Here is a 16,912-nt window from a genome sequence, read left to right on the forward strand (position 1 = left end):
CCTTAAACTACTCTACCTATGATCATTTTTCAGCCTCATAAATCATTACAATCCCATTTTTCATCCATTCTTGATCGGCGTGTCTTTCAAGTTGCTGCAAGGAATCAATCTCAGATTCACCAAATGAAACCCATCGAAACTCATGAAAACCAGCTTCCTTACTAATAGCTTTCAAAGTTTCTTGATCATAAATAAACTTATGTCCCCATAAGCGAAAAATGTCATTGATAAATTGACATCCTGTAGGTTTAGCATAAGGTGTATTTTGACGATGGTTTTTGATATGTCGATTGATAGCTTCAGAAAGTGAAACTACATCGTTTTCATCGTTGTATAAGGCAACTAATTTTCCTAAATCTGGCGTAGATTGTCTGAGAATCCCCCCTGGCTTCAAAACTCGATAAACCTCGGAAAGAAAAATTAATCCATTTTCCTGTAATAAATGTTCAAAAAACTGCTCTGTAAAAACAATATCTATACTATTATCTGGAAACGGTAATTTTTTTGTCGCATCTAAGTAAATCTCACCAGCAATTAAATCTCCATTTAGCCAATTTTTGCCTGATTGAATATGAAAACCGCCACCGACTTGTAAGAATTTTTGATCGTTACTATTTAGCCAATTACGAATGCGCCACCATTTGATGATGTGTCCTGCAACTAGCCAATGGAAAAATTGCCGTATCTGTCCTTTTTTAACCTGATGACGAATTAACCTAAATTGCCTTCTCAACAGAGAGAACTGTTTAATCCATGCTTTAGTTTTTTGAAACAATGAATTAAGCCAAAATTTAACTTTACCCCCGTGTTTTTTTCTATCATGCGCCGACTAAAATCTCGATCATAAATTTCTTCATCAAGAAAATCCGATTTGATATCAAAAACTGGTACGGTATCTTTCCCTTCTTTAGTATGAGTAGCTTCTCCACCATAGCCAATATTTGTAATCATATTTTTACACGGAAAAATCGCATATTTTTTCTCTAAGACTTGCCGAATATTCCATAGATAGTCCCAATGTGGATGCTGCTGCGAACTCATCTTAATGACATTTCGCTTGGCATTTTCAAACTCTACTTTAGAACCTGCTGCTTCTTCAAGCCTTTTCATAAATGACATATCTTCTGGGGAAGGTAAATCTAGGCTAAAGCCTTGAAATGCTCTTCTCCAAGTAGCCCAGCCCCATGTATGACCAATATTTGCAAAAAAGTAATTTTGTGCCCTGTTAGGAGTGAATTCTCCAAAATTATTTCTGCCACTCACCATCAAGATACGGTCATCATCTCTATATCGTTTCAACATGGTTTCACAGAAACGAAAAAAGGAAGGCGTTGGGAAACAATCATCTTCTAAAATAATGCCCTCACTAACTTGATCAAAGAACCAAGTGAGTGCTTGACTCACCGCCACAGGCCCCCCTAAATTTTGGTCTCGAAATAAAGTTTTGAGGTTACATTCCCAATCAATATTATTTATGACATAATCTCGTACTGCTTGGACTTTTTGTGATTCATCTGGATAAGTTGGACGGGAGCCATCGCCAGCAATATAAAGGTTGCAGGGTTTGGCTTTACGAATCGCTTCTAATACTTGCTTTGTTGTATCTAAGCGCTTGAATATCAAAAGTAAAACTGGCGTTTGTAATTGTGAGGTGGTAAGACCAGAGGACTCATTTCTTTGTAAGATTGACATAATTGACATAATTTAATTTATTTTAGTCTGATTAATAGAGAGTATATTTTTAAGGATATACAAATTAATTCTTATAATAGTTCTCAAATTCCCATTGATATTTTTGATATATAAGTTGCTTAAGCTCTTGGTTCAAAATTTCCTCTTTGAATGAAACAGGTTTACCAGTTCTGATTTCAGTAGGTAGAAAATAATGATCTCTATATTGAGATTCAATTAATTGGAATTGATTTCTAATTATTATAACTATCTTAGCTTGAGGGAAATTTGTTTTAAGTAAATTTGCTTTTTTTTTGTTGTCTGTCATCTTTAATAATCCTCCTATAAAACTTTCATGACTAAATATATTTAATTTTTCAGAATCTAGAAAACTTGATACTATTTTATATTTTTCTCTGCTTTTAGCTTCATTTAAACTTAATAAATTTCGATAAAAATTTTGTAAGGTATTATCTTTTAAGTAAAGACAACTATAGTCAATTTCTTGGCTATCTATTCCTATATTTTGAGTAGGATATAGACCTAAATTTCTCAACTCTGAATGCTTATTAAAAAGATGCTTCTGCAAAGTGGTGCTTGCTGCTTTAGGATACCCTACATGAATTGCTATTTTATACTGTGTATTTTCTAACATAAATTTAGTTTTTAGCAGCTAATAATTGATTTTCTGAATTAAGCTAATTCTCTATAGTTAATTTTTTTGCCATTTTACTAAATTACGGATTCTGATCGCGCAACACCTCATAACTCCCTAAATCTAATCCTTCCCCATTTTGGAAAAAATATAAACAGTTAGAGTTTTTAACTATTGTTAAGCAATGAGCCATCATAATCAACCTTTTCTCTCACTCAACTGCCTCCACAATACCCACTGCTCTTGCCTCATCCATCACCAACCCTTGCCGATTATCAGATAACACCCAAACAATTCTCACCACCATAGCCAGCCCTTGCACCAACCGTTTCCCCTAACTCCTGTCGTGGCGTGATTAGAATGAGACTAAAAAAGAGCGCAATCTAAACGATGCCAGTAGTGCGATCGCGCAGTACAATTTTCTATCATTCTCGAAAATGGTCTAGTCCTGAATGAATTAATTCCTAGTAAAGTGATACACAGGAACTTTAACAAAATGATCAGGTTCTTCAGAATCTAAAATGGTCTGTTGTAGATGTTCAACAAGAATGGGTGACAGCGCGATCGCGCTTGCTAAACATTTAATTGTTGCAACCAGCGTTCCAAATCAGCAACCGTTGCAAAATCCAAAAGCGCGATCGACCCAAGATTACCGTTACCTTCAGCAGCGATCGCGCTTACCTGAAAAAATTACCCTTAGGCTTCGGGATCAATACCCAAAGCTCTCAATTGTTCCGCTAAACGTTCCGCCCGTTGAAAAGCCCGCTGGCGTTCTTGTTCTAACTCTAGAGAAGATAGAAACTTTCTGCCATCAGGACGATAAATCTCTAGCGTTTCTGAAGTAAGAGTAAATTGAATCCCTAAACGGGGGCTAATCCAGCCATTGATTTCTTCAACTAACTGCAAATTTCCCTCTTGGCGTTGTAGCCCTTCCAATTCATTACTATCAGGATCATAAATATAGTATTCTTCTACCCCATAGCGTTCATAAAACTGTAACTTGCGAGTCATTTCTTTCACTCGGTTTCCTGGGGAGAGAATTTCAAATACTACTTGTGGTGGAATATTGTCCTCTTCCCATTGCCGATAAGAGCCTCGGTCGCCTTTGGGTCGCCCAAATGCCACCATCGCATCAGGGGCAACTCGAATTTCAGGGTGACCTTCTACGGGATACCACAATAAATCCCCAGCGACAAACACATCTGGATCATTGGCAAATAGCAGTTCCAAGTTTTCCTTAATTAAGACAATCCACCGAAACTGCTTAGTATTATCTGCCATTGGCTGACCATCACTGTCAGGGTAAATAATTTTTTGGGTAGTTGAAACACTCATGTTAAACCGTTTCCTTTTTCCTTAAGTCTAGAACGAGAAGCGCGATCGCGCTTACCTGAAAAAATTACCCTTAGGCTTCGGGATCAATACCCAAAGCTCTCAATTGTTCCGCTAAACGTTCCGCCCGTTGAGTGGCTTGTTCCGCCCGTTGAGCTTCCTGTTCAGCCCGTTGAGTGGCTTGTTCAGCCCGTTGAGACTCCTGTTCAACTCGTTGAAGAGCCCCCTGGCGTTCTTGTTCTAACTCTAGAGAAGATAGAAACTTTCTCCCATCAGGACGATAAATCTCTAGCGTTTCTGAAGTAAGAGTAAATTGAATCCCTAAACGGGGACTAATCCAGCCATTGATTTCTTCAACTAACTGCAAATTTCCGTCTTGCCGTTGTAGCCCTTCCAATTCATTACTATCAGGATCATAAATATAGTATTCTTCTACCCCATAGCGTTCATAAAACTGTAACTTGCGAGTCATTTCTTTCACTCGGTTTCCTGGGGAGAGAATTTCAAATACTACTTGTGGTGGAATATTGTCTTCTTCCCATTGCCGATAAGAACCTCGGTCGCCTTTTGGTCGCCCAAATGCCACCATCGCATCAGGGGCAACTCGAATTTCAGGGTGACCTTCTACGGGATACCACAATAAATCCCCAGCGACAAATACATCTGGATCATTGGCAAATAGCAGTTCCAAGTTTTCCTTAATTAAGACAATCCACCGAAACTGCTTAGTATTATCTGCCATGGGCTGACCATCACTGTCAGGGTAAATAATTGTTTGGGTAGTTGAAACACTCATGTTAAACCGTTTCCTTTTTCCTTAAGTCTAGAACGAGAAGCGCGATCGCTGCGCCTGAAACAATTGCCCTTAGGCTTCGGGATCAATGCCCAAAGCTCTCAATTGTTCCGCTAAACGTTCCGCCCGTTGAGTGGCTTGTTCCGCCCGTTGAAAAGCCCGCTGGCGTTCTTGTTCTAACTCTAGAGAAGATAGAAACTTTCTGCCATCAGGACGATAAATCTCTAGCGTTTCTGAAGTAAGAGTAAATTGAATCCCTAAACGGGGACTAATCCAGCCATTAATTTCTTTGACTAACTGCAAATTTCCGTCTTGGCGTTGTAGTCCTTCCAATTCATTACTATCAGGATCATAAATATAGTATTCTTCTACCCCATAGCGTTCATAAAACTGTAACTTGCGAGTCATTTCTTTCACTCGGTTTCCTGGGGAGAGAATTTCAAATACTACTTGTGGCGGAATATTGTCCTCTTCCCATTGCCGATAAGAACCTCGGTCGCCTTTTGGTCGCCCCAATACCACCATCGCATCAGGGGCAACTCGAATTTCAGGGTGACCTTCTACGGGATACCACAATAAATCCCCAGCGACAAACACATCTGGATCATTGGCAAATAGCAGTTCCAAGTTTTCCTTAATTAAGACAATCCACCGAAACTGCTTAGTATTATCTGCCATTGGCTGACCATCACTGTCAGGGTAAATAATTTTTTGGGTAGTTGAAACACTCATGTTAAACCGTTTCCTTTTTCCTTAAGTCTAGAACGAGAAGCGCGATCGCGCTTACCTGAAAAAATTACCCTTAGGCTTCGGGATCAATGCCCAAAGCTCTCAATTGTTCTGCTAAACGTTCGGCGCGTTGAGTTGCTCGTTCAGCCCGTTGAGCTTCTTGTTGGGCTTGTTGAGTGGCTTGTTCAGCGCGTTGAGCTTCCTGTTGGGCTTGTTGAGTGGCTTGTTCAGCGCGTTGAGCTTCCTGTTCAGTAGGAGTGAGAATCCAGTTCTGATTTTGGTCATACCAACGCAGCCACAGCCTAGAGATTCCCTGATATTCCCCTTCCCATAATCCTAAGCCAAGCTGCGCTTCTTCCAACCACACCCCTTGTTCTTCTATCAACACACGCTGATAACGACTTCCTTGTAGCTCAAAGGCACGAAACTCATTCGTATAGCGATTAAAGACAAAATAATAGGGAATCCTTAAAATTTGCTCGTAAACGGTCCACTTATTCGGAGGCTGAACCCTCTCGTTCCTCCCGATTAGGGGGGATGTAAGGGGGGTTTGCCCCAAGTCTTCTTTTTCAGTGCCAGGGGAGAGCAATTCTACCACCACAAAGGGATTTGCCCCTTCTTGCCATGTCACATAACTGAGACGGAGGTCTTTTTCTTCATAGAGTCGCGATACCCCTAACACCGCAAACCAGTCGGGGCGTTTATACCATTGGGTATGATGCACGTCATAGTATAAGTTTAAATCACTTGCGGTAAACACCTGATCACTGGGGTAACTTGGGGGGCGAAAGGTAAGGCGAAGCAATTCAGGCTGGAGAAGATGAAATTCGTCGGAGCCTCCCGGTTCCTCAGGGTCTTCACTAGGTAAATCATACATGGTGGGGAGGGTTTCTTTTGGGGAAAGGGGAGGATTGCTTTGATACATCATTCATTCCCGTGGTGAAGTTCTCTTTTTATTTTAATTAGGGTTGGCTTGAAAAACGGCGATCTGAAGTTTGCCAATCATTTTGCTGACAATGATCAACCACTACATCTCAAAGTAACGCTTGAGTGTCAAATAATATTTGTGTTGCCTGTCTCCCTGCGCGATCGGCAGGTAAATAACTTAAAGAGCGCGATGATCGCGCTTGCTAAACATTTAATTGTTGCAACCAGCGTTCCAAATCAGCAACCGTGGCAAAATCTAAAAGCGCCTACGCCAACGCCTCCAACTCCGACACACCTAAAGCCTGAATTTGCTCCACTAAATCTCATCAGGATTAACTCCCAACTCCCGCAACTTTGCAGCTAAACGTTCCGTTTTTTCTTGCTCCTGTTGTTTCTGTTCAGTCAGTGTGGGTAGCCAATTTCCATCTCGATCAAACCAACGTAACCATTGGCGATGAATCCCTTGATATATTCCTTGCCATAACCCCAAACCTAGCTCAATGCTGTCAATCCAAAAACGAGACGCTTCTAGTGTCTGTTCTGCATAGCGATCACCTTGAAGCATAAAAACTCGGAGATGATCAGTATAGCGGTCAAAAACCACGTAATAGGGAATTTTCAGAATTCGCTCATAAACCTCCCATTTCGTTGGCGGTTGATTCACCTCCCGTAACGTCTGACCTAAATCCTCCTTCTCCGTTCCTGGGGATAACAACTCAACGACAATAAACGGATCAACGCCTTCTTGCCACAGCACATAGCTCAGGCGCAAATCTTGTTCTTCATATAATTGTGAGACGCCTAAGACAGCAAACCAGTCTGGACGCTTATACCATTGTGGATGGCGGGGATCATAATACACATTCAAATCAGTCCCCATGAAAATCTGATCAGGGGGATAACCAATGGGATGAAACGTTTCTTCTAACAATCGAGGCTGATAAATGTGAAATTGGTCAGGCAAACCAGGCTCCTCGGGATCTTCGCTCTTGAGATCATACATTGTCGGGAGCACTTCTTTCGGGGGTCTGGGGGGGTCAGTCTGATACATAACAAATTAGTTTAACGCTTCTTAGGGTGAAGTTCTCTGTTTATTTTAATTAGGGTTGGCTTGAAAAAGGGCGATCTGAAGTCTGCTAATCATTTCAATTTCTGTCGTTACCTTTATGTTTGCACTCTAGCCATTTTCATAAATTCTTGATTACGATCGCGCAACTCCTCATAACTCCCTTGATCTAACACTTCTCCATTTTGCAGAAAATATAAACAGTCACAGTTTTTCACTGTTGTTAGCCGATGCGCAATCATAATCAACGTTTTTTCCCCACTCAACTGCTCAACCGCTTCCATAATTCCGGCTTCTGTTTCATTATCTAACGCTGCTGTTGCCTCATCCATCACCAACACTTGTGGATTATGATATAACGCCCGTGCGATTCCCACCCGTTGTCGTTGTCCACCCGAAAGTCTAACGCCCCTTTCCCCGACAACTGTATCCAACCCCTGCGGTAGCCTTTCCACTAACTCCTCCAGTTGTGCTGACTTCACCGCTTGCCAAACTTGTGTTTCCGAAATCTCCCTCTCTGGAATGCCAAACGCGATATTCCCTCGTAACGTCTCATCGGATAAATAAATACTTTGGGGAATATAACCAATTTGCTGTTGCCACTGGCTTAACCCGTCCTGAATATCCACACCATCCACTATAACTTTCCCCGCCGTTGGAGTTAATAAGCCTAAAATAATATCAACTAGGGTCGTTTTACCCGCCCCAGAACTGCCAACAAACGCTACAGATGTTCCTTGAGGAATCTCTATCGAAATATTCTTCAATACTTGTTCTTCTGCATTGGGGTAGGAATAGCTAACATTTTGTAACCTCAATTGATGAGTTAATGAAGGAATCACGCCTTCCTTTTGTCCTAACAAATTTTTCTCCGCTTCTAAACTTTTCAACTCATGAACAACCACATCAATAGCATGACTACTAAAACGCACCTTGTTCAAGCTGTTCATCATTTTATTCAGTGAGGGAATGACCCGAAATGCCGTGGCAGCAAATAGAGAAAGGGTGGGTAAAACTTCTGTTATTCCTGTTCCCTGTAAGAGGGTGACTAAAATAATTGTTAATAAGGCAAAGACTGCCAAGGTTTCAAAATAGAGTCGCGGTAACTGTTGAATCATCTGTAAAGATTCTAAAGACCGCACAAACTCTTTACGATGATTACGATGCTGATGTAAAAAAAACGGTTCTCGTCCTAATACTTTCGTTTCTTTTACCCCGCCCAGACCTTGATTAATATGCTTAATGACTTCTCCTGAGTGATACTGTCGCTTTTTCCCTGCTTCTGATAGTTTTTCTCGAAACACTCGATAAAATAAAATCCCAGCAATCGCTAAGCCACTGGTCGCCACTAAAGAAGGAAGCGGTTGCAGTGTAATGAGTAGAATGACCAGTCCTGTGACCACCGTTAATTCCGTAATAAACATCACTAAGGGAATTAGCACTTGCATAAAAACTTGATTGATTTCCCCAGTCACATTCCGAATTAGAATCGCAGAATTTCTTTGTAAGTGGAAATGATAAGGCGCACCTAAATAGCTTTGGAATAATTGGTGAGAAACTTTGATTTGCTTATTAAAAATAAACCGATACTGGATATAGTACATTCCAGTCAGGTAGCTATTTTTAACAACATAAATTCCTAAATAAATTAAGCACAGAATGACTAAAAACTGACTCTGTGAGGGATTTCCCAGTACACCATAAATCCCCTTCAGAATCGGTTGCTCTTGAATCAATTCTGGTTTGCTAATAAACGAAATAAAGGGAACAACAAACCCCACCCCCAGCATTTCTAAGCAACTGCCAATTAACAAAAGGCAAAATAAGGCAACCACTTGCATTTTGTCACGGCGACTCAAGAGATAAGAGAGGTTTTTTAAGACATTTAACATTAACTGAGATCTGACCTAAATCTGTGTTTCCAGCCTACCCCACTTTAAACCCGCAGCGATCAAAATCATCACCGATCCTTCAACCAAGTTTCCAAATCAGCAACCGTGGAAAAATCCAAAAGCACCTGTCTCCCCGCGCGATCGTCTAGTTAAAATTGAAGCCAGCGCGATCGTCTGTTTTTTCCTTTCCCAGTTCAAACCATTTTCTTGAGCAATTTCCACAATCTGCGCCATCGCAGCAGGTTGTCCATAAATCTGATTCATGTTGTTTCTTCTTGCCTCTGTGAGAGGTTGACATAGTGATTAACAATCTTTTTTAAAATCTTGAATATAGTTTCTGCTTCTAGTTTCTCAACATATTCTCTAGAGAATTCTACACTTAAGGTAGGCAGACCGTCTTCAAGGTCTCTGACTTCTGCTTTTAAGAATTTCCAAGTATCACCGATGGTGTAACAGCCAAAAATTTCTTGTTGAGCTTGGTGGTTGTTAAGCCAATTTTGATAAGCAGCAGCAAGGAGTTGACCGTAGAGTTGAAAAACGGGATTGGCTGCTTCTATGCCCTTTTTTGCCTCAATGACAATCAGATAAGGAGATTCGATGCGACCAGCAACGCTTTTGCCCAAAACGCCGTCAGCAGTCCCGAATAATTCGACCTGATTAAATTTTCCGTATAAACTTACTTCTGCCCAGGCTTCAATGTCTGCTTGTTCGGCTAGCAGTAAGAGAGGATAAATTGCTCTCGACCAAATAGTTGCCTCGTTCATTAAGGCAGTATCGTGATTCACTAAATGGGAGGTGATTTCTTGCAACTGTAGCCTTTCTCTGTCAGTGAGCACAATAGCATCAACCTCAGTCCACTCATAAGCAGCGATGCGATGTTCCTGTAACTTGATTAAAGACTTTAAGTCTTCTAACGTTAGATTTGATAAGGCTAGTTTGATCATGCTACTTTCGGTATCTCTGTATCCAATATCTCTTGATATTTCACACCAATCGCATTCGCTGCATACCGATACATTATTGCTAACTTTCGCTAACAACATTCAAGTTGAGATGATCTCCCAACCAGGGCGTATCAACCACGGCGCGAAGGAAAATCTGTTCACAGCCCTGTCCATTGTAAGACGATTGCGTTTCGACGTGATGGTCTTTTTGCCGTTTAGGGAATGAATGATCTCCCCTGTCCAACTTCTTCGGAATGTCTTGAATGTGTTTTAAGATTGTCCACACTGCCTTAAATAACTTATGAAATTTTGGAAAAACGCGCTAATCAGACCGAAGTTTCTGAGATAGAATCAACGATTAGGCTGCGCGATCGCGCGACACTTCCCAAGGCAATGATTAGCAGATTTCCTTTCTCCCTTACCCAAGTAAGTTAGTCAATCAATTAATTTTTATGGCAATCAAAAAAAGCGAACTCTACACACATCTCTGGAAAAGCTGCGACGAACTACGGGGGGGAATGGATGCTTCCCAATATAAGGATTACGTTTTAGTTTTATTATTTGTTAAATATGTTTCCGATAAATATGCAGGATTAGACGATGCAGATGTTAGCATTCCCGAAGGTGGTGGCTTTCAGGATATTGTCGCCCTCAAGCATAACCCAGAAATTGGCGATCGCGTTAATCAAGTCATCAGCAACCTCGCCGAAGAAAACGAATTAAAAGGAATTATTGATGTCGCCGACTTCAACGACGAGAATAAATTGGGTAAAGGGAAAGAAATGCAAGATCGGCTGTCGAATTTAGTCGCCATCTTTGAAAACTCTATCCTTAATTTCAAAAACAATCAAGCCGACGGTGATGATTTATTGGGAGACGCTTATGAATATTTAATGCGTAACTTCGCCACACAATCTGGAAAAAGCAAAGGACAATTTTACACCCCTGCTGAAGTTTCCCGTGTTATCGCCCAAGTTATCAGCATAGAAAACGCTCAACGTCAAGACGAAACTATTTATGATCCTACCTGTGGAAGCGGTTCCCTGTTATTAAAAGCGGTAGATCAAGCGGAAGTTAAATTAACCATTTATGGTCAGGAAATGGATAACGCCACCCGTGCGTTAGCCAAAATGAATATGATTTTGCATGGACACGCGGATGCAGAAATTTATCAAGGAAATACCTTAGCCTCCCCTTATTATAAAAATGATGATGGGAATTTGAAAACCTTCGATTTTGCAGTGGCGAATCCGCCCTTTTCTGCTAAGTCGTGGATGAATGGCTTTAATCCCAGTGAGGATCAGTTTAAGCGGTTTCAAGGATATGATATTCCCCCAGCGAAAAATGGAGACTATGCGTTTTTATTGCATTTACTTCGTTCTCTGAACAGTCAAGGAAAAGGCGCGATTATCTTACCGCATGGCGTTTTATTTCGTGGTCACGCAGAGGCGAATATTCGGAAAAAATTAATTGAAAAAGGAGTCATAAAAGGAATTATTGGCTTACCCCCTAATTTATTTTATGGCACTGGTATCCCTGCTTGTATTATTGTTTTAGATAAAGAAGACGCGAATCAGCGCGATCGCGTTTTTATGGTCGATGCGAGTCGAGGATTCGTCAAAGATGGCAATAAAAACCGTCTGCGAGAACAGGATATTTGTAAAATTGTCGATGTATTTAATCAACAACTTGTTATCCCTCATTATTCCCGTTTAGTTCCCATTTCAGAAATTGCAAAAAACGACTATAACTTAAATCTTCCTCGTTATATCGACAGTCAAGAAATTGAAGACATCCAAGATATCGAAGCGCATTTACAGGGAGGAATTCCCAAAGCCGATATTGAAGGATTAGCTGACTATTGGGAGATTTATCCGCAATTAAAACAAGAATTATTTACACCACAGCGAGACGGTTATCTTAACATTAAAGTTCCCACCGAACAAGTTAAAAAATACGTTTTTGAACATCCAGAATTTACTGAATATGCCAGCGCGATCGCGCAAATCTTTAATCAGTGGTGGAATGAAAACCTTCCCAACCTCAAAGGAATCAAACAAGGGGATCATCCCAAACAAATCATCCGCCCCTTAGCCGAATCATTACTGACTGCATTTGAAAACAGAAACCTGATCGATAAATATGACATTTACCAGCATTTAATGAACTACTGGCTGGAAACCATGCGCGATGATGTTTATATTTTAGTACAAGATGGTTGGGTTGCCCAATTAAGCCCCGTGACGAATAAAAAAGGCAAAGTCACCGATTACACTTGTGAATTGATTCCCAAAGAATTAATGATTAACCGTTACTTTTCCACTGAAAAAGAAAACATTGAAACCCTCGAAGCGCAAAAAGAAGACATTAATCGCCAACAGGAAGAAATGGAAGAAGAACACGGGGGAGAAGATGGGTTATTAGCAGAAGTCACCAGTGATGCGGGAAAAGTCACCAAAACCAATATCAACAACCGTATTAAAGAGATTAAAAAAGACCCTGATTTTGCCGATGAATTAACCGTAATAAAAGATTATCTGGCGTTAATTAATAAAGATGCAAAACTGGGAAAAGAAATCAAAGCAGCCCAAACACATTTAAATAATCAGGTGATTAAAAAATATGAGGAGTTAACCGTTGAAGAAATAAAAACCTTAGTGGTTGATGACAAATGGCTTCCGACATTATGGGAAGCCGTGCGATCAGAAATGGAACGCATTTCTCAGCGTTTAGCGCAACGGATTCAAGATTTAGCGGAACGTTATGATGAACCGTTACCACAGTTAGAAGAGGAAGCAGAAACATTAACGCAGAAAGTAGAACATCATTTACATTTGATGATGGAGAGTTAAATTAATCATTATGACCAAACTAACGATTGAAATTCCTGACCAACTGGCTGAACAACTTAACGACTACTTAAAAGCCCATCCAGAGGAAAGTATAGCCGAATTACTGGATGAAGCCCTGCAAATTAAACTCACGCCAAAAGACAGTAGCAAACTTCTCTCTTTAGCGGGTATTGTTACCGATGCGCCTAGAGGTGCAGCCGATCGCGCCGAGGATTTTGAAGATTGAAGAAAATTGTACTAGATGCGGGTCCACTGATTGGTTTATTTTATGCCAAAGATACCTATCACAATGATTGTGTGCGGGGATTTGAGCAATTAACGCAACAAAAGACCATTTTACTCACACCAATTCCGATTCTTTTTGAGGTGTATAAATGGTTACTACAACTCACCCAGCCCGCGATCGCGCATAGTACCTTAAAAGTCATGCAGGAAAGTCTTTATTTACTACCTTTAGAACAACCTGATTTTGAAGAAATACAAGATATGGTGACTAAACTTCCGCAATGGCAAGGGTCTCTAGAAGATGCTACAGTTGTCTTTACCGCATTACGGTATCATAGCCCAGTTTGGACATACAACTTCCGAGATTTTAGCATTTTCAAAACTCTAGAATTTTGGACTCCTGAGCCTAAATAAATTGTAACTAAAATGAAACAAAAGGAGATATGATCGCGCTTAAAAGTATTAATCTTAGTTTTTCAAATTGAGCAAGTTTATCGCGGACTGGTTTTAACGCCAGAGTCTTAAGTTATGAAAGAGGTCAATATGTCTATGTTAGAAAAACTGATTATATTTTTTGTCTGTAAAACCAAAGGATACATCACCAAAACCCAATTAGTTAAGTTTTTATATCTTGCAGATTTGTCGGCGGTGAAGTGGACAGAAAAACAGCTAACTGATCTCAAATGGCGTTATTACCAATACGGACCTTGGAATGAAGAGATTGATCGCGCTTTAGATCAGTTGAGTCAAGATGAAGTCTTAAAAATCGTTCAACAGGGAAATGGTGTTTTCATTCAACCGAGTGTAAACTGTCCTGAAATGAAAGACTTACAATTTTCCAAAGGGTTAGAATTGATGTTAAGAAATATTCAGAAAGAATGGGCGGGTCTGAGTGCAGACAAAATGAGTGCTTTACTCAAATATGTTTATCAAACCGAGCCGATGATTTCTGCTCAAGCGAAACATTCCCCAGAAGAAAAAGCCCCTTTGAATCTTCATTTAGAACATGAAAAAGTAAGAGAAGAGTTAGGGGTATAGAATGGCGGGACAGCGACCCAGACAGGGATGGATTTATATGATTAATCCTTATCGTGTTTCTTTACGTTGTCGGCGAGGTCATCAATATTTTTATGATTTAGAAGCACCTGGGGAACTTATTTGTAAGCGTTCAGGTTGTAATCTTTCCATTAACTCCAGTCGAGTCTTACGAGGAGAACATCCTTATTTGATTTGGACAAATGATCAGTTTCAAGAGGAAGAGAATTATATTCAAACTTTTACCGCCATTCCTCTTACATCACAAACGACATTCGCAGGTTTATCGACCACCTATCCTATTACAAAAACCAAACAGAATGGACTAGAAAAAACATCTTATGCGTTGGTGCATCAAATTTGTACGGTTGACGGGAATTGTTTCAAAGATAGTCAGGGAGATTGGTTAGTTCGGATGGGTGAATTGAGTAAAGAGGATAAAGAAGAAATTGAGGAGACTTTGATTTATTACCTTAATATTAATACTAATCCCGATGAGGATTGGTTGCGAGATAATGCGTCTCCTGAATTGGTCAAACAGATTTTTGGCTTTTTGCAGGGGGAAGAAAAAGAATCGACTTTAAATGATTTATTGGATGAAATAGGGGAGAGTTGAATAATGGAAGGTCAGGAAGTAAAAGAGGGGTATAAGTTAACAGAAGTTGGGGTTATTCCTGAAGATTGGGAAATTAAAAAAATATCAGAAATAGCAGAAGTAAAAGGAGGAAGACGACTACCGAAAGGTAAATCACTTATAGACAAAAAAACTCAACATCCTTATATTAAAGTTTCAGATATGTTTGAGGGAGGAATTTTATTAGATCATATCAAGTACGTTCCTAATGAAATTTTTCCTTTGATTAAAAATTACCGTATTTATCAAGATGATTTATTTATTTCAGTTGCAGGTACATTAGGAATAGTAGGAAAAATTCCCACCGAACTAAATGGTGCTAACTTAACGGAAAATGCTGATCGATTGACTAATATAAAATGTAATAAAGATTTTTTATTATACCAATTACTTTCTTCTAGAATACAAACCTATATTGAATCTGTAAAAACAGTTGGCGCTCAACCTAAATTAGCACTAAGTAGAATAGAAGAGTTTAAAATTCCTTTACCTCCTACTAAAAAAGAACAAGAAAAGATCGCGCAGGTGTTGAGTGATGTAGATAGCGCGATCGCGCACCTCGATAAACTCATCCACAAAAAGCGTAACCTCAAGCAGGGAACAATGCAACAACTGCTGACAGGAAAAAAACGCCTCCCTGGTTTTTGTGGTGAATGGGAAGTTAAGAAATTGGGAGATTTAGTAGAAGTAGTAATGGGGCAATCTCCTGATTCTAAAACATATAATACTGAGGAAAAAGGAGTTCCTTTAATTCAAGGAAATGCGGATATTAGTAATCGAAAAACTATTAAAAGAGTTTGGACTAGCCAAGTTACAAAATTATGTAATCAAGGCGATGTTATTATGACAGTTCGCGCGCCCATTGGTGCAATAGGTATTGCTTCTTATGATTCATGTCTTGGAAGAGGTGCGTGTTCATTCAAAGCTAAAAATATTAATAAACTATATTTTTTCTATTTAATGATATTTAAGGAAGCTACTTGGGAAACCATTGGTCAAGGAAGTACATTTACGGCTGTTAATTCAAATGATATTTTTAACTTTCCTTTATTTGTAGCTAATTCACTACCAGAACAAAAACAGATCGCGCAAATCCTAACAGATATGGATGCAGAAATCGAAGCCTTAGAAAAAAAGCGAGACAAATATAAAGCCATCAAACAAGGAATGATGCAAGAACTCCTCACAGGAAAAACCCGACTCATCCCAAAAAGCTAAAAGTTAAAGGCAATACACAGAACCATAGTCTGTACATAAATGTCTGGAGAGCGTGTAACATGATAACTGACAAGCTAGAAAGTACCTCTTTCTTTTTTAGCCGTCAGTACGAAGGAGGGGAAGCAACAACCATGTCTATCAGCACCTTACCTCATTCACAGGAATTAACTGACCTTCTCGGAGAGTGGGGAAATCTTCCTGTTGATTCCATACCCAATCGTGGAGAATCAGATTTTCCCTGCGATACCAATCAAGCTGACTTACATCATCGTAATCGGGAGTTAGTCCAACGTTTATGTCAACTCTCTAATCTCATTGCTTATATTGCTTCCCAAATCTCCAAAAAACCCTCTAATTTTACAAAAGAAGAACTGAATCAACTTTCCAATCTCGCTTCAGATCAATTGGAAATCACCTCATATTCTCTAGTTGAAGTTGACGAAAAACTGTCATGGTTAGACCCCACCGCCAACGAATCCTATAAAAACTTATCTCTTTTTCAAAAAACCTTAATCCATTTAGAAACCGTAACAGAAAACCTGATTCGTGTGGTGACTCAAGCAGAAATAAATCAATTTCAGTCTCAACAGCAATCAGCATACAGTAAAATCTCCTTAGATCAAATTCAGGAAGCTAGACAGAAACTAACTTAGAATCAATTCTTACTAATTGATTGATAGCAGTTCTAAATCTTATGTAAAAAGTTAATGAACCGTTCCCCCCTTTCAAAGGGGGGCTAGGGGGGATTAATTTACAATTCTTTCTTATGGGATTGCTATATTATTCCATGAGCCTAAAATCCTTTCAAAGGGGGGCTAGGGGGGATTAATTTACAATTCTTTCTTATGGGATTGCTATATTATTCCATGAGCCTAAAATCCTTTCAAAGGGGGGCTAAGGGGGATTAATTTACAATTCTTACTAATTAATTTATTATTC

General features: G+C 39.7%; 18 protein-coding genes. 7 read left to right on the plus strand and 11 right to left on the minus strand.

Annotation, left to right across the window (positions count from 1 at the left end):
* Window positions 1-22 precede the first annotated feature (22 nt).
* The 11 genes from PCC7418_RS19525 to PCC7418_RS14865 all read right to left on the minus strand — a co-directional run bounded on the left by PCC7418_RS19525 (window position 23) and on the right by PCC7418_RS14865 (window position 10,009).
* Window positions 23-775, minus strand: coding sequence for a methyltransferase domain-containing protein (locus tag PCC7418_RS19525; RefSeq protein ID WP_015226998.1), 753 nt, complete (start codon window positions 773-775; stop codon window positions 23-25).
* Window positions 730-1,692 carry a hypothetical protein gene (locus PCC7418_RS14825; protein WP_051030559.1) on the minus strand — a complete coding sequence of 321 codons (963 nt, stop codon included), beginning with the start codon at window positions 1,690-1,692 and terminating at the stop codon, window positions 730-732. Before PCC7418_RS14825 ends, PCC7418_RS19525 begins: the two co-directional genes overlap by 46 nt.
* Before the next feature lie 64 nt (window positions 1,693-1,756).
* A complete protein-coding gene (locus PCC7418_RS14830; protein WP_015227000.1) occupies window positions 1,757-2,326 on the minus strand; it encodes a hypothetical protein in 570 nt (189 codons plus the stop codon).
* A 696-nt stretch (window positions 2,327-3,022) separates the two neighbouring features.
* A complete protein-coding gene (locus tag PCC7418_RS14835) occupies window positions 3,023-3,661 on the minus strand; it encodes a Uma2 family endonuclease (RefSeq protein WP_015227001.1) in 639 nt (212 codons plus the stop codon).
* Between the two features lie 70 nt (window positions 3,662-3,731).
* A complete protein-coding gene (locus PCC7418_RS14840; RefSeq protein WP_015227002.1) occupies window positions 3,732-4,454 on the minus strand; it encodes a Uma2 family endonuclease in 723 nt (240 codons plus the stop codon).
* A 69-nt stretch (window positions 4,455-4,523) separates the two neighbouring features.
* Entirely contained in the window at window positions 4,524-5,183 is a 660-nt protein-coding gene (locus PCC7418_RS14845) for a Uma2 family endonuclease (RefSeq protein WP_015227003.1), read from the minus strand.
* A gap of 70 nt (window positions 5,184-5,253) precedes the next feature.
* Complete coding sequence (locus tag PCC7418_RS14850) at window positions 5,254-6,105, minus strand: Uma2 family endonuclease (RefSeq protein ID WP_015227004.1); 852 nt, start codon at window positions 6,103-6,105, stop codon at window positions 5,254-5,256.
* Window positions 6,106-6,423: 318 nt separating this feature from the next.
* Window positions 6,424-7,158 carry a Uma2 family endonuclease gene (locus PCC7418_RS14855; RefSeq protein ID WP_015227005.1) on the minus strand — a complete coding sequence of 245 codons (735 nt, stop codon included), beginning with the start codon at window positions 7,156-7,158 and terminating at the stop codon, window positions 6,424-6,426.
* Window positions 7,159-7,271: 113 nt separating this feature from the next.
* Entirely contained in the window at window positions 7,272-9,065 is a 1,794-nt protein-coding gene (locus PCC7418_RS14860) for an ABC transporter ATP-binding protein (protein WP_015227006.1), read from the minus strand.
* Window positions 9,066-9,161: 96 nt separating this feature from the next.
* A complete protein-coding gene (locus tag PCC7418_RS20650; protein ID WP_015227007.1) occupies window positions 9,162-9,329 on the minus strand; it encodes a DegT/DnrJ/EryC1/StrS aminotransferase in 168 nt (55 codons plus the stop codon).
* Window positions 9,326-10,009, minus strand: a complete 684-nt coding sequence (locus PCC7418_RS14865; RefSeq protein ID WP_015227008.1) for a hypothetical protein — start codon at window positions 10,007-10,009, stop codon at window positions 9,326-9,328. The genes PCC7418_RS20650 and PCC7418_RS14865 overlap by 4 nt, the downstream gene beginning before the upstream one ends.
* A 452-nt stretch (window positions 10,010-10,461) precedes the next feature.
* Between PCC7418_RS14865 and PCC7418_RS14870 the strand changes: the two genes are divergently transcribed.
* From PCC7418_RS14870 to PCC7418_RS14905, 7 genes are all read left to right on the plus strand, one after another.
* Window positions 10,462-12,861, plus strand: coding sequence for a type I restriction-modification system subunit M (locus tag PCC7418_RS14870; protein WP_015227009.1), 2,400 nt, complete (start codon window positions 10,462-10,464; stop codon window positions 12,859-12,861).
* A 10-nt stretch (window positions 12,862-12,871) separates the two neighbouring features.
* Complete coding sequence (locus PCC7418_RS14875; protein WP_015227010.1) at window positions 12,872-13,087, plus strand: hypothetical protein; 216 nt, start codon at window positions 12,872-12,874, stop codon at window positions 13,085-13,087.
* Window positions 13,084-13,500 carry a type II toxin-antitoxin system VapC family toxin gene (locus PCC7418_RS14880; RefSeq protein WP_015227011.1) on the plus strand — a complete coding sequence of 139 codons (417 nt, stop codon included), beginning with the start codon at window positions 13,084-13,086 and terminating at the stop codon, window positions 13,498-13,500. Before PCC7418_RS14875 ends, PCC7418_RS14880 begins: the two co-directional genes overlap by 4 nt.
* 129 nt (window positions 13,501-13,629) lie before the next feature.
* Window positions 13,630-14,124, plus strand: a complete 495-nt coding sequence (locus tag PCC7418_RS14885; RefSeq protein WP_015227012.1) for a type II toxin-antitoxin system antitoxin SocA domain-containing protein — start codon at window positions 13,630-13,632, stop codon at window positions 14,122-14,124.
* Window position 14,125: 1 nt separating this feature from the next.
* Window positions 14,126-14,737, plus strand: coding sequence for a type II toxin-antitoxin system PemK/MazF family toxin (locus PCC7418_RS14890; protein WP_015227013.1), 612 nt, complete (start codon window positions 14,126-14,128; stop codon window positions 14,735-14,737).
* A gap of 3 nt (window positions 14,738-14,740) precedes the next feature.
* On the plus strand, window positions 14,741-15,973 hold the full coding sequence (locus PCC7418_RS19530) for a restriction endonuclease subunit S (RefSeq protein WP_015227014.1): 1,233 nt from the start codon (window positions 14,741-14,743) through the stop codon (window positions 15,971-15,973).
* Between the two features lie 59 nt (window positions 15,974-16,032).
* On the plus strand, window positions 16,033-16,626 hold the full coding sequence (locus PCC7418_RS14905) for a hypothetical protein (protein ID WP_015227015.1): 594 nt from the start codon (window positions 16,033-16,035) through the stop codon (window positions 16,624-16,626).
* Window positions 16,627-16,912 lie beyond the last annotated feature (286 nt).

Origin of the sequence: Halothece sp. PCC 7418 (genome assembly GCF_000317635.1) — a bacterium.
Taxonomy (GTDB): Bacteria; Cyanobacteriota; Cyanobacteriia; order Cyanobacteriales; family Rubidibacteraceae; genus Halothece.